Here is a 12,557-nt window from a genome sequence, read left to right as displayed (position 1 = left end):
AACCTTGCTGGTGCCCTCTTCTCTCAACCCCGGCAGCGCAACTTCGCCACATCTTATTGAGAAAATGAATTATTATCTTCTGGGCATGGCACAGCGCACTGAGGAGAGACCCCATGACTTCCGGACAGATTGAACAGGTACAGCGGGCCTGGGGCAAGGTGACCGCCCTGAGCAACACCTATGTTCAGGAGGTATATGAGGAGTTGTTCCGGCTGTCGCCGGAATTGCAGGCCCTCTTCCCCCAGCACCCCGATCTGCCCGTCACCAAGGTCTCCGACACTCTGAATACCGTCATCACCAGCCTGGATCAGCTGGATGCCCTGGGCTTCATCATCCGGGATCTCGGCAGACGGCATCAGAAATTCAACGTGCAACCACACCAGTTCGCCCTCCTGAAGCAGGCGCTGACCCTGGTGCTGGCGCGCCGCCTGGGAAGCAACTTCACTCCTGAGCTGGCCGACGCCTGGTCACAGATGTATGACGAGATCGCCGCCCTGATGCAGGAAGGCTTGAGCCAGCACTCCGAATCCATCGCCTGATCCAGGCCAGTGTTCATCGACCGCGCAAGGTATCTGGACGGGTCTTTAAACAGGCATTTTGCGTGATCGCTATTTGCAATATGCGAAAACTGCCTCATTCTGCAGACGGGCCATGTTCGAGCCCCTGCAACCTCACCTGAATCCCGCTCATGCCATTCTCGCCATCCTCGTCAGAGGATATTTCAATAGATTGATTTTAAATGGATATTTTCTAACGCCTTCCTCATTCTCTCCGCATTGCCCGCCAGCCCCCCTCCTCTGGCACGGTCACTGCATTGTCATATTCAGACGCAACTTATCGGAGGATGGAACATGAAACTTCAACAACTGGCACTGTTCCCCTTGCCTTCTCACATACTGCCAGGCGGAAAACTGCCCCTGCGGTTGTTCGAGCCACGCCACCTCCAGATGCTCAAGGCGTCCTTCATTGAGGATCGAGGCTTTGGCATCGTCATGGAGGAGGCAACCAGCACGGGCACCTGCGGGCGGATCCTGCCGGTCGGTACTCGGGTCAAGGTGACGGACTTCTATACCCTCAACGATGGCCTGCTCGGAGTGACCGTGCTCGGTCTGGAACGTTTTTGCATCCATGAGATGGAAACCGATGACTCTGGCTTGCGCCACGCCCAGGTCGAAATGCTGCCCAACTGGCCGAGCACCCACTCCGACTTCAGCGACAAGCAGCTGGTGAGCAGATTGAGGGAGGTATTTGAACAGTATCCGGAACTGGATGAACTTTACCCGGACAAGCAGTTCGACGACGCGGCCTGGCTCTGCCAGCGCTGGCTCGAGATCCTGCCCATGCCGATCTATGAAAAACAGATGTTGATTGCCAAACAGAACAGTGAAGCGGCGCGCCAGTTTCTGCGCCGGCTGATCGCACAGTGAGTCAGAGAGTGAGTCAAATTGCGATTTGCAAAACGCGAATATCCTGACCGAAAATTCTTACAATGAGAAGGGTGAACTCGCAATTTGCAATCGCCGGTGGCGATAAACAACACATAACTCCGCTACCAGCCGCAAATAACAGGTTATGAAAAGTTGGCACGACTTTTTCATGTAAGACCGTACAACCCGATTTATCCCGTGCTCTCTTCAGTATTTGCTGAAGAATTGGTCAACCACCAGGTTGACCATTTTTTTTGCCCAGAATCGGCTCAACGGTTCCTGCAATGGCGGAGCAGGCAACTGCGCAATCGCGCGAGGCTGATTGGTTTGGCCAGAAAATCGTCCATGCCCTGGGCCAGACAGCGGGCCCTGTCCTCCATCATCGCATTGGCCGTCAGGGCGACTATGGGCACCTCGCACCCCATGTCGCGCAGGCGGCGCGTCGCCTCCAGCCCATCCATCTGCGGCATCCTCATGTCCATCAGGATGAGATCCGGTCGCCGCTCGCCGACCCGTGCCAGCGCCTCCAGCCCGTTGCCCGCCAGCCTCACCCTGCACGCCAGTTTTTCCAGCATGAGCGACACCACCAGCTGATTGACCGGGCTGTCCTCCACCACCAGCACATCCAGTGCCGGCATGATCCCGCCCTCGCCGGCGGGATCCGCCACTGGGGCACAGGGGGTGGCCATCCCGGGCAACTCGAACCAGAAGCAGCTGCCCTGCCCCGGCGTACTCTGCACGCGAATGTCACCGCCCATCAACTGCACCAGCCGCCTGCAGATGGCGAGTCCAAGCCCGGAGCCGGAGAAACGGCGGGTGGCCGAGCTGTCGACCTGATAGAAGGGCTCGAACAGCAGCACCTGATCCTCGGGGGAGATGCCGATCCCGGTGTCGCTGACCGACACCCTGAGCCTGTCGTCCTGCCACGCCAGCGCAAGCCGCACGCTGCCGACGGCGGTAAACTTCACCGCATTCCCGAGCAGGTTGCCGATCACCTGGGAGAGGCGCACCGCATCCCCCTGCAGCTGCGCCGGCACCGCCTCGTCCAGGTGCCAGTGCAGCCTGATGCCCTTGGCACCGGCCTGTGCCTGCAGAGGTGCCACCAGCGCCCGGCACAGCTCGGCGGGCTGGAAGGGTTCGCAGTGCAGCGCCAGGGTGTGCGACTCTATCTTCGAGAAGTCGAGCACATCGTCGATGATGGTCTGCAGCAGATGAGCCGAGTGGGTGGCATGGCCGATCAGGGCCTGCTGAGGGGGATCGAGTCGCCCGTGCTGCAGCAGATCCAGCATCCCCAGCACCGCGTTCATGGGGGAGCGGATCTCGTGGGTCATCATGGCCAGGAATTGGGACTTGGCACGGTTGGCCGTCTCGGCATCGTCCCGCGCCCGCGCCAGCTCCTGCTCCCGGCGGATCTGGCTGCCTATGTCCCGCGCCGTGCCCCGATAACCGATGAAGGTGCCTTGGGCATCGTGGCAGGGCTCGGCATTGATCTCCATCCAGCAGGGGCCGCCTGCCAGTTGCACCTGGGCACGGATCCCCCGAACCGGCAGATGACGGGCGATCAGACGCCGGTAGTTGCACCAGGCGGGATCCCGCTTGTCGTGGGCAAAATCGTAGAGGCTGCGCCCGGCCTGACCGGCCAGCACCTCCCCCTGATAACCGGGGGCGGAGACATAGCTGAGCCTGTGCAGGGGATCCGTCTCCCAGAACCAGTCGGAGGCCATGGCGGCGAAACTGCGAAAACGCTGCTCGCTGGCCTGCAGGGCGAGGGTCTTGAGATCCACCTGCTCCTGCAGCCGGGCCCGATAGGCGATGTTCACCAGCGCCTGGGAGATGAGGGGGCGGCAACGCTGCATCGCCGCCTTGCTCTTGAGATCGAAGGTGCCCGCGGCGCCGTGCCGGCAGATGAGCACGCCGGAGAACCCCGGCCCCTGCAGGCCCGTCATCATGACGCTGGCCCAGCCCGCCAGCCCCGCCAGGGGGGCCAGCTCAGGCAACTGGGCCGGATCGTAGATGACCAGGGTGTCGCCATCGATGGCCCGGGAGAAGAGCGGGGTCAGCGACCAGGTGCGGCCGACCTCTTCCGGCTGGGTGCTGAGATGGGTGGTGCCGCACGCGGCCTCCCAGGCGATCACGTCCGCCTGTTCGAATCCGATGAAGGGCTTGAGCGCAAGGATGAGGCTCTCCAGTACCTGCTCGAGGCTCTGGGCCTCGGCCAGGGTCGCCACCCCGCACAGCAGGGCTTGAGACTCCTCGCGGTATCTGGCCTCCCGCTCCCGGCAGCGCATCAGCTCCACCAGCGTGGTTTGCAGCTTGTCGCCCAGGGTTTCCAGTTCGCTATTGCCTATCATCTTGAATCCAGCATGCTGTCAGCTCTCGAGGAAGATTACGCTCGAGACCATGAGGTTGCCATGAGCCAGCTCACCGTGGGGCAATCGCCCCTGCTCGCCGAAGGTAAACGGCGTGATGAAGGGGATGTCCCCCAACCTCTGGCCGAATTGCGCCACCACGTCGCCCAGCCTCTCCCCCAGCGCCAGACGGCAACCGGCACAGAACACCACCAGGGCGCCAAGGGGCTGCACATTGCCCGCCATGCCGTACTCCGGCTCGATGCGCACCGCGTTCAGACTGCGCTGCAACAGCCCCTCCTGACTGCTGTACATGAGTTGCAGGCGCTCCCCCAACCGGGTTTCGGTGAAGAGGCGCAGCCCCTCCCGCGCCGTCACCGCCTCGGGGTGCGAGAGCTTGTAGTAGGGGATCTCGTCGAGCATGCCGACCTGGCGAGCCAGCGGGGAGAGCGTCGTCTCCCTGAGGATGGGGCCCACCGGCCAGGGAGCCGCACGCTCGGTCCAGCGGCCATAGACCCGGGCCGCCGGTTCATGGTCTATGGTCAGCACCTCGCGCCCCTCTAGCCCGGTGATGATGCCCTGACGCTCGGTGGGCACATAGCCTGAGTGAAACTGGAAGGCCAACTGGCAGTCGGGGTAGAGCACCGCCAGCACGCAGCCCTGGCCCCCCTCCCCCTCGTCCCAGCACAGCTGCCATGCGCCGGTGACACCGTCGTCCGCCGCCGACCCGCCGACGACGGGAACGGTCGCGCCAAACTCGGCGTCGATGCCCGCCAGCATGGCCTCCTCCAACCCCGGGCTGGCATGCAGCAAGACCAGCTGGGGCAGCTCGCCGGGGCGTCCGCCGTCGGCGATGGCGCGGCGCAGCAATGCCCGAACATCCGGCTCATCGCCCAGCTGGCCGGCCACGCCGTAGGCGCCTTTGTCATCGTAGAGGGCGGCGACCGCAAGGCTCCAACCCCTTCGGCCATGGTGGCCGGTCTGGGTCAGGATGCCGCCGCAGGAGCTGCAACCGATGAGCCGGGTGTCGGGAAAACGGGCCTTGAGCGCATGACGCAGTACCGCGGCATCGTGTGCTTGGGTAAAATAGACCAGCAACAGCGACGGGAAATGGGGTGATTGAGCGAGCAACCGCTCTGCTATCTGTTGGGCGGCCAGCGGGGTCGTCTCGGCAAGAGAGTGAGCCGTCAGGAAGTTCAACACCGTCTCCTAGAGGTATGGGATGCTGGCATTAAGCAAAAATCATACCCTTATCAAACAATTACCTGGCCACGGAGACTAGAATGGTGCTCACTGGCCTCCCACGGGATCACTGCATGTGGCAGAACAATATCAATGACTTCGACCGGGTCGTCGCCATCGGCGGTGGGCACGGCCTGGGCCGCGTGCTCTCCTCCCTTTCATTTTTGGGGTCCCGGCTGACGGGCATAGTCACCACCACAGACGACGGCGGCTCCACCGGGCGGCTACGCAAGAGCCAGGAGTGCATCGCCTGGGGCGATCTGCGCAACTGCCTCAACCAGCTGGTGACCACCCCCAGCATCGGCAGCCAGCTGTTCGAGCACCGCTTCACCGGCCGCGGCGAGCTGGCGGGCCACAACCTCGGCAACCTGATGCTGCTGGCCCTCGACAACCTCTGTGTCCGCCCCCTGGATGCCATCCGACTCATCAGCGACATGCTGGAAATCGAGCCAAAGCTGCTGCCCATGTCAGAACAGCCCACGGATCTCTGCGCCCACACCCTCTGCGGTGACCAGATCCTGGGGGAAGTCTCCATCGATCAGCTCACCACGCCGCCACGGGCCCTCAGCCTGAATCCGGTCGTGCCGGCCACCCGCGAGGCCGCCCTGGCCCTGAGCCAGGCCGACATGATCATTCTGGGGCCGGGCAGCTTCCTCACCTCCGTCATGCCCCCTCTGCTGCTGCGCGACCTCGCCGAGGCGATCCGCGGCAGCAGTGCCATCGTCGTCTTCATCAGCAATCTGGTGGCCGAGACGGGACCAGCGGGTCAGTTGACACTGCTGGACCAGCATCGCTGGCTGGAAGAGCGGATAGGCAAGGGCCGGATCGATGCCATTCTGGCCCCCGAAAGTCAGGGATGCCCCGAGCTGCAGCCTTGCCTCGTCCAAGCCAACCTGGGTGAGGCCGCCCTGCCCCATCGCCACGATCGCATCAAGCTCAGGCAGGCGCTGGATGGCATCATCCTCAACTGGCACATCGAGCATGACAAGGCGGGCTGAGCCGCCGGGGCTCAGTGAAACTGGGACAGGTGGGAGAAGACCTGGGGCAGGGAGTGCTCCAGCTCGGCCAGCAGTCGGCCAGCCTCCTGGGCATCTTCCCGCCGGCAGGCGAGTTCAAGGGCCATGACCTGCCGATAGCTGGGCTCGGCACCATAGCTGCCACAAGAGGATTTCATGCTGTGGGCGAGGCGGGCCAGTGCGGACCAGTCTCGCCGTTCATAGAGAGGCCTCAGCTGGGCCAGCTGCTCCCCCACCTCTTCGACGAACACCGAGATGACCACGGGCATCATCTCGTGACCTATGTCATCTGCCAGTTGCCGCAGCACCTTCTGATCCAGCCATTCCATCTTCTCTTCCCTATGATGGTATTCAAACAGACCACAATATAGCCGATTGGGACACCCGCTGTCATCCACCCTTCCACCACGCGCCGACCGCAGTGGTTGGGCCATAATGTGAGCGCCATCAAACTCTCGGTACGACACGCTCGCGGGACCAGAGATAAATGTTGTCACAAAATTAACAATGACGTAACAATACACCCCATGAGAATGATGCGGCTCAGCAACACCTCTCTCATCCCTTTTTGCCTGTATGGCTGCTGCGAAGAACCAGGGTAGGATTCTACCCTGGTATTTTTTTATGTTTGGCTCGGCAGTACGGCGTTATTGCCATACTCCAGCTCCCCCAGCCGGAACAGGCAGAACTCCCCTGGCACCATCTTCACCCAGCTCTCATTGCCGGTGAGCGGCCGGGTGGCGACCAGGGTCACCACGTCGTTCGGGGTGGTTTCGCTCTGAAAGTCGATGGCCACGTCCTCATCCAGCAGGCGGGCCTCGCCAAAGGGCGCCCTGCGCGTCAGCCAGTAGAGGTTGTTGCTGCAATAGGTCATCACGAACTCCCCGTCCGACAGCAGCATGTTGAACACCCCGAGCCCTCGCAGCTCGTCGCACAGGGTCGCGAGGTAGCGGAACATGGCGGGGAAATTCGCCGGGCGCTTGGGGTATTTGTGCTCCAGCCTGTCGAGCAGCCAGCAGAAGGCGTGCTCGCTGTCGGTGTCGCCGACCGGACGATGACGCCCGGTCGGCAGCTTCTTGTAACCGGTCAGCTGACCGTTGTGGGCAAAGGTCCAGTAGCGTCCCCACAGCTCGCGGGTGAAGGGGTGGGTGTTCTCCAGCGACACGCAGCCCCGGTTGGCCTGCCGGATGTGGCTGACCACGGCGCGGCTCTTGATCGGCAACGCCTGCACCAGCTTGGCGATGGGGGACTGGGCGCTGGGCTCGGGATCCTTGAAGGTGCGAAAGCCTCGCCCCTCGTAGAAGGTGATCCCCCAGCCATCCTTGTGAGGGCCCGTCTTGCCGCCCCTCAGCATCAGCCCGGTAAAGCTGAAGCAGATGTCGGTCGGCACATTGGCGCTCATGCCGAGCAGTTCGCACATATCCCGTCAACCCCCTGAAATACTTGATTCTTTCTGCTTCAATCGGGGAATCCTCTTAGGCGAGACGCCGCGGCGTCTCGCCATCCCCGTCTGATTAGTTCGCCATCTCTTTCTCGACCAGCTGGATCAGGATGTGGATCACCTTGATGTGCACTTCTTGGATGCGGTCGGCGTAGCCGAAGTGCGGCACCCGGATCTCGACGTCCGCCAGACCCGCCATCTTGCCGCCATCCTTGCCGGTCAGGGCGATCACCTTCATGCCCTTGGCACGGGCCGCCTCGATGGCCTTGAGGATGTTGCCGGAGTTACCGCTGGTGGAGATGCCGAGCAGCACGTCGCCACGGCGGCCAACCGCTTCCACATAGCGGGAGAACACATGGTCATAGCCAAAGTCGTTGGAAACGCAGGAGAGGTGGCTCGGGTCGGAGATGGCGATGCCGGCGTAACCGGGGCGGTTCTCGCGATAACGACCGGTCAGCTCCTCGGCGAAGTGCATGGCGTCGCAGTGAGAGCCGCCGTTGCCACAGGAGAGCACCTTGCCTTCCTCCTTGAAGGAGTCGGCGAGCAGCTTGGCCGCCGCTTCGATGTTCTTCAGATTTTGCTCGTCTGCCAGGAACGCCTGGAGCACGCTGGCAGCTTCGGTCAACTCGTTGCGGATCAGTTCTTGGTACATGGTCTTTGAGATCTCGTCGTCCAACATAGGGTGGCCGCATTGTCGCACAAGCCAGCCCAATCGTCGCCCCCCCGCCCGCCAAGATGCGGCGCACGACCCGTTATGCCGATCACAACGCCAAGGTAACAAGCTTGTAAACAGCTTGATAAGTTTGTGCGTATGAATTACAACAGGGCCACATCCAACAGGTCAGACCTCTGGATCAGTTAACCCCAGTTACCCAACTTCGGCAATTCATGCAAGGAGCGAAAAATGACGACGACCCTCACTCTGCTCGGGGTGATCCTGGTGATTGGCGCCATGGCCTACCACCGGGCGTCCCTGTTCACCGCCACGCTTGCCACGGCCGCCGCCCTGGTCGCCGGCGCCCTCTATGGCCATGTGCCCCTGCTGGTGTGGGTGCTGTTCGCCGTAATCGCCATTCCCCTCAACCTGGTGGAGTTTCGCCGCAACCAGCTGACCAAACCCCTGTTCAAGATCTACAAGTCCATCATGCCGGAGATGTCCCGTACCGAGAAGGAAGCCATCGAGGCGGGGACGACCTGGTGGGAAGCGGATCTGTTCGCCGGCAATCCGGACTGGAAGAAGCTGCACGCCATTCCGGTCAGCACGCTGTCAGCCGAAGAGCAGGCTTTCATGGACGGCCCGGTGGAAGAAGTGTGCCGCATGGTCAACGACTGGGAGGTGACCCACGAGCGGGCCGATCTCTCCCCCGAGGTGTGGCAGTACCTGAAGGACAACAAGTTCTTCGCCATGATCATCAAGAAGAAATACGGCGGCCTGGAGTTCTCCGCCTACGCCCAGTCCTGCGTGCTGCAGAAGCTGTGCGGCGCCAGCGCCGTGCTGGCTTCCACCGTCGGCGTGCCCAACTCCCTGGGCCCGGGGGAACTGCTGCAGCACTACGGCACCGAGGAGCAGAAAGACCACTACCTGCCCCGCCTGGCCATAGGCAAGGAGATACCCTGCTTCGCCCTGACCAGCCCGGAAGCGGGTTCGGACGCCGGCTCCATCCCCGACTTCGGCATCGTCTGCAAGGGCGAGTGGGAAGGGGAGGAGGTGCTCGGCATGCGCCTGACCTGGAACAAGCGCTACATCACCCTCGCCCCCATCGCCACCGTGCTGGGCCTCGCCTTCAAGCTGCGTGACCCGGACCACCTGCTGGGTGAGGAAGAAGAGCTCGGCATCACCTGCGCCCTCATTCCGACCCACATCAAGGGCGTCGAGATCGGCCGCCGCCACTTCCCCCTCAACGTGCCGTTCCAGAACGGCCCGACCCGCGGCAAGGAGGTGTTCGTGCCGCTCGACTTCATCATCGGCGGTCCGGCCATGGCCGGCCAGGGCTGGCGCATGCTGGTGGAGTGCCTCTCGGTCGGTCGCGGCATCACCCTGCCCTCCAACAGCACGGGCGGCGTCAAGATGCTGGCCCTGGCCACCGGTGCCTACAGCCGCATCCGTCGTCAGTTCAAGCTGCCCATCGGCAAGATGGAAGGGATAGAAGAGCCGCTGGCCCGCCTGGGGGGCAACGCCTACATCATGGGCGCCGCCGCCAAGCTGACGGTGACCGGCATCGACCTGGGTGAAAAGCCCTCTGTCATCTCCGCCATCGTCAAGTACCACCTCACCGACCGCGCCCAGAAGTGCATCATCGACGCCATGGACATCCACGGCGGCAAGGCCATCTGCATGGGCCCCAACAACTACCTGGCCCGCGGCTATCAGGGGGCGCCCATCGCGGTCACCGTCGAGGGGGCCAACATCCTGACCCGCAGCATGATCATCTACGGCCAGGGGGCCATCCGCTGCCACCCCTATGTGTTGCCCGAGATGCTGGCCGCCAGCCACCCGGACAAGGAGCAGGCCCTCAAGGACTTCGACAAGGCGGTATTCAGCCACGTGGGCTTCGCCATCAGCAACCTGGTGCGCAGCTTCTGGCTGGGGTTGACCGGCGCCCGCTTCGCCGCCGCCCCTTACAAGGATCAGACCAAGGGCTACTACCAGCAGCTCTCCCGCCTCTCCGCCAACCTGGCGTTCCTCTCCGACATGGCGATGGGCACCCTGGGTGGCGAGCTCAAGCGCAAGGAGCGGGTCTCCGCCCGCCTCGGGGACGTGCTGAGCCAGCTCTACCTCGCCTCCAGCGCCCTCAAGCGCTATCAGGACGAGGGACGCCAGCAGGCCGACCTGCCGCTGCTGCACTGGGCGCTGCAAGATGCCCTGTTCAAGGCACAGGAGGCGATCGACGAGCTGCTGCGCAACTTCCCGAACCGCTGGATTGGGCTGGCCCTGCGCGCCGTCGTGCTGCCGCTGGGTCGCGACCTGAAGCGCCCCTCCGACAAGCTCGACAGCCAGGTGGCCCGTCTGCTGCAGGCGCCGAGCGCGACCCGCAGCCGCCTGGCCGAAGGGCAGTACCTCACCCGCGAGGAGGGCAACCCCTTCGGTCTGCTGGAACAGGCTCTCGACGACGTGTTGGCCGCCGAGCCGCTGTTTGACAAGGTATGCAAGGCCGAAGGCAGCAAGCGTCCCTTCACCCAGCTCGACAAGGTGGCGGAGGCCGGTCTGGCGCTCGGGGTCATCAACCCGACCGAGGCCGAGCTGTTGCGCCGCGCCGAAGAGAGTCGCCTGCGCACCATCAACGTCGATGACTTCGACCCTGTCGATCTGGTGGCCAACAAGGCGCTGTTTGAGGCTTCTGCCTATCACAGGGCAGCCTGATATTGATGCATGTCAACACGCCTCCCTCCGGGAGGCGTTTTTCATGGTGCGCTCTGCCCGATTGAGACCAGAGAAGGGAGATAAACCGGCGGGATCATATTTTGGATATCTAGCCGTTTCTTATCTTGAATGAAGCGGTTAAGGTAAGCACAGGATCACACACAGGATTGCGTAATGGATGATCAAATCCTGATTATTGACGATGACGATCTTCCCACATCAGCAGAGCGCCCCGTCGGCTGGAAGGTGATGATAGTGGACGACGAACCCGAAGTTCACCGCATCACCAAGATCACCCTGAACAAGTTCGAGTTCGACGGCAAACCCATTGATTTCCTGCACGCCTATTCCGCCGCCGAGGCCAAGGCGCTGCTCGCCATCACGCCGGATGTCGCCCTGCTGCTGCTCGACGTCGTCATGGAAGCCGACCACGCCGGTCTCGAGGTGGTCAAGTTCGTCCGCGACGAGCTGCAAAACAAGATGGTTCGCATCGTGCTGCGAACCGGCCAGCCCGGTCAGGCCCCGGAAGATGACGTCGTCACCAACTACGACATCAACGACTACAAGGACAAGACGGAGCTCACCTCCCAGAAGCTGCGCACCCTGCTGCGCGCCAGCCTGCGCTCCTACCGGGACATCCGCACCCTGGAGAGCAATCGCCAGGGACTGGAGAAGGTCATCGAAGCCTCCAAGGGGATCTTCGAGCAGCGCGCCCTGCGCCAGTTCGTCGAGGGGGCGCAGACCCAGCTCAGCGCCCTGCTCAACCTGGAAGAGTCCCAGATCTACGACGTGAAGCACCTTGCCTACGAGGTGCGGGATCAGGTACTGGAGCCCCTGCTCAGCGACGGCCCGGCCCTGCTGCTCTCCGATGCCCCGGCCATACTGCGCCACGCCATGACCAGGGGGGCCAATGTCTACGACGGCAACCAGATGGTGCTCTATTGCCAGAACCCCCGTCACCACCTGCTGTTCCACATCGAGACCACCCGTCCTCTCAGCCAGATGGACACCGGCCTGCTGAGCCTGTTCACCGAGAACATCATAGTGGCGCTGGAGAACATCCGGCTCAACGAGGTGATCGGCGACAACCAGCGCGAGATCATCTACCGCATCGGCGAGCTGGTGGAGAGCCGCTCCAAGGAGTCCGGCCTGCACGTCAAGCGGGTGGCCCTCTACACCGAGCTGTTCTGCCAGTTGCTCGGCATGAATGAGGAGAGGTGTGAACTCATCAAGCGCGCCTCCCCCCTGCACGACATCGGCAAGGTGGGGATCCCGGACGCCATCCTGCACAAGCCGGGCAAGCTCACCCCGGAGGAGTGGGAGATCATGAAGACCCATGCCCAGCTGGGGCAGGACATGCTCTCCGGCAGTGATCTGGCGCTGTTCCAGATAGGTGCCACCATCGCCGGCAACCATCACGAGAAGTGGAACGGCACCGGCTACCCCCGCGGGCTCAAGGGTGATGCCATCCCCCTGGAGGGGCGCATCGTCGCCCTGGCGGACGTGTTCGATGCCCTGGGCTCGGATCGCTGCTACAAACGGGCCTGGCCGCTGGAACAGGTGCTGGCGCTGATCAAGGAGGAGAAGGGTGAGCACTTCGATCCCCAGCTGGTGGATCTGATGCTGGCCAATCTGGAGAAGTTCCTCGACATCCGCGAGCAGTACAAGGACATCTATGTCGGCGCCCACTGATATCTTTGTGTTCCCCGCGCCACCACCTCG

General features: G+C 62.8%; 10 protein-coding genes. 5 read left to right on the top strand and 5 right to left on the bottom strand.

Features of this window, described 5'->3' with window-relative positions; genetic code table 11:
- Window positions 1-113 precede the first annotated feature (113 nt).
- Both I6L39_RS13350 and I6L39_RS13345 read left to right on the top strand, forming a co-directional pair.
- On the top strand, window positions 114-539 hold the full coding sequence (locus tag I6L39_RS13350) for a globin domain-containing protein (protein WP_216989906.1): 426 nt from the start codon (window positions 114-116) through the stop codon (window positions 537-539).
- Between the two features lie 312 nt (window positions 540-851).
- Complete coding sequence (locus tag I6L39_RS13345) at window positions 852-1,427, top strand: LON peptidase substrate-binding domain-containing protein (protein ID WP_042077392.1); 576 nt, start codon at window positions 852-854, stop codon at window positions 1,425-1,427.
- Between the two features lie 269 nt (window positions 1,428-1,696).
- On the opposite strand, the gene I6L39_RS13340 is transcribed toward I6L39_RS13345, so the two are convergent.
- Window positions 1,697-3,778, bottom strand: a complete 2,082-nt coding sequence (locus I6L39_RS13340) for a PAS domain-containing hybrid sensor histidine kinase/response regulator (protein ID WP_209793559.1) — start codon at window positions 3,776-3,778, stop codon at window positions 1,697-1,699.
- Window positions 3,779-3,796: 18 nt separating this feature from the next.
- A complete protein-coding gene (locus I6L39_RS13335; RefSeq protein ID WP_042077389.1) occupies window positions 3,797-4,975 on the bottom strand; it encodes an FIST signal transduction protein in 1,179 nt (392 codons plus the stop codon).
- Window positions 4,976-5,091: 116 nt separating this feature from the next.
- On the opposite strand from I6L39_RS13335, the gene yvcK reads away from it, so the two are divergent.
- Window positions 5,092-6,015 carry a uridine diphosphate-N-acetylglucosamine-binding protein YvcK gene (gene yvcK, locus I6L39_RS13330; RefSeq protein WP_216989905.1) on the top strand — a complete coding sequence of 308 codons (924 nt, stop codon included), beginning with the start codon at window positions 5,092-5,094 and terminating at the stop codon, window positions 6,013-6,015.
- Between the two features lie 11 nt (window positions 6,016-6,026).
- On the opposite strand, the gene I6L39_RS13325 is transcribed toward yvcK, so the two are convergent.
- The 3 genes from I6L39_RS13325 to lpcA all read right to left on the bottom strand — a co-directional run bounded on the left by I6L39_RS13325 (window position 6,027) and on the right by lpcA (window position 8,126).
- Window positions 6,027-6,362, bottom strand: coding sequence for an Hpt domain-containing protein (locus tag I6L39_RS13325; RefSeq protein WP_042077387.1), 336 nt, complete (start codon window positions 6,360-6,362; stop codon window positions 6,027-6,029).
- Between the two features lie 293 nt (window positions 6,363-6,655).
- Window positions 6,656-7,453: a class II glutamine amidotransferase gene (locus tag I6L39_RS13320; RefSeq protein WP_042077386.1), complete on the bottom strand. Its 798-nt coding sequence runs from the start codon at window positions 7,451-7,453 to the stop codon at window positions 6,656-6,658.
- Window positions 7,454-7,547: 94 nt separating this feature from the next.
- Window positions 7,548-8,126, bottom strand: a complete 579-nt coding sequence (lpcA, locus tag I6L39_RS13315) for a D-sedoheptulose 7-phosphate isomerase (RefSeq protein ID WP_216989904.1) — start codon at window positions 8,124-8,126, stop codon at window positions 7,548-7,550.
- Between the two features lie 252 nt (window positions 8,127-8,378).
- Between lpcA and fadE the strand changes: the two genes are divergently transcribed.
- Complete coding sequence (gene fadE / locus I6L39_RS13310; RefSeq protein ID WP_216989903.1) at window positions 8,379-10,835, top strand: acyl-CoA dehydrogenase FadE; 2,457 nt, start codon at window positions 8,379-8,381, stop codon at window positions 10,833-10,835.
- A gap of 174 nt (window positions 10,836-11,009) precedes the next feature.
- Window positions 11,010-12,527 (top strand): HD domain-containing phosphohydrolase, encoded by a 1,518-nt coding sequence (locus I6L39_RS13305; RefSeq protein WP_216989902.1) that lies wholly within the window; start codon window positions 11,010-11,012, stop codon window positions 12,525-12,527.
- Window positions 12,528-12,557 lie beyond the last annotated feature (30 nt).

Origin of the sequence: Aeromonas sp. FDAARGOS 1409, from assembly GCF_019048705.1 — a bacterium.
Classification (GTDB): domain Bacteria; phylum Pseudomonadota; class Gammaproteobacteria; order Enterobacterales; family Aeromonadaceae; genus Aeromonas; species Aeromonas sanarellii.
Note: the sequence above shows the minus strand (reverse complement) of the source record. Positions and strands in the feature narration are given on the sequence as shown.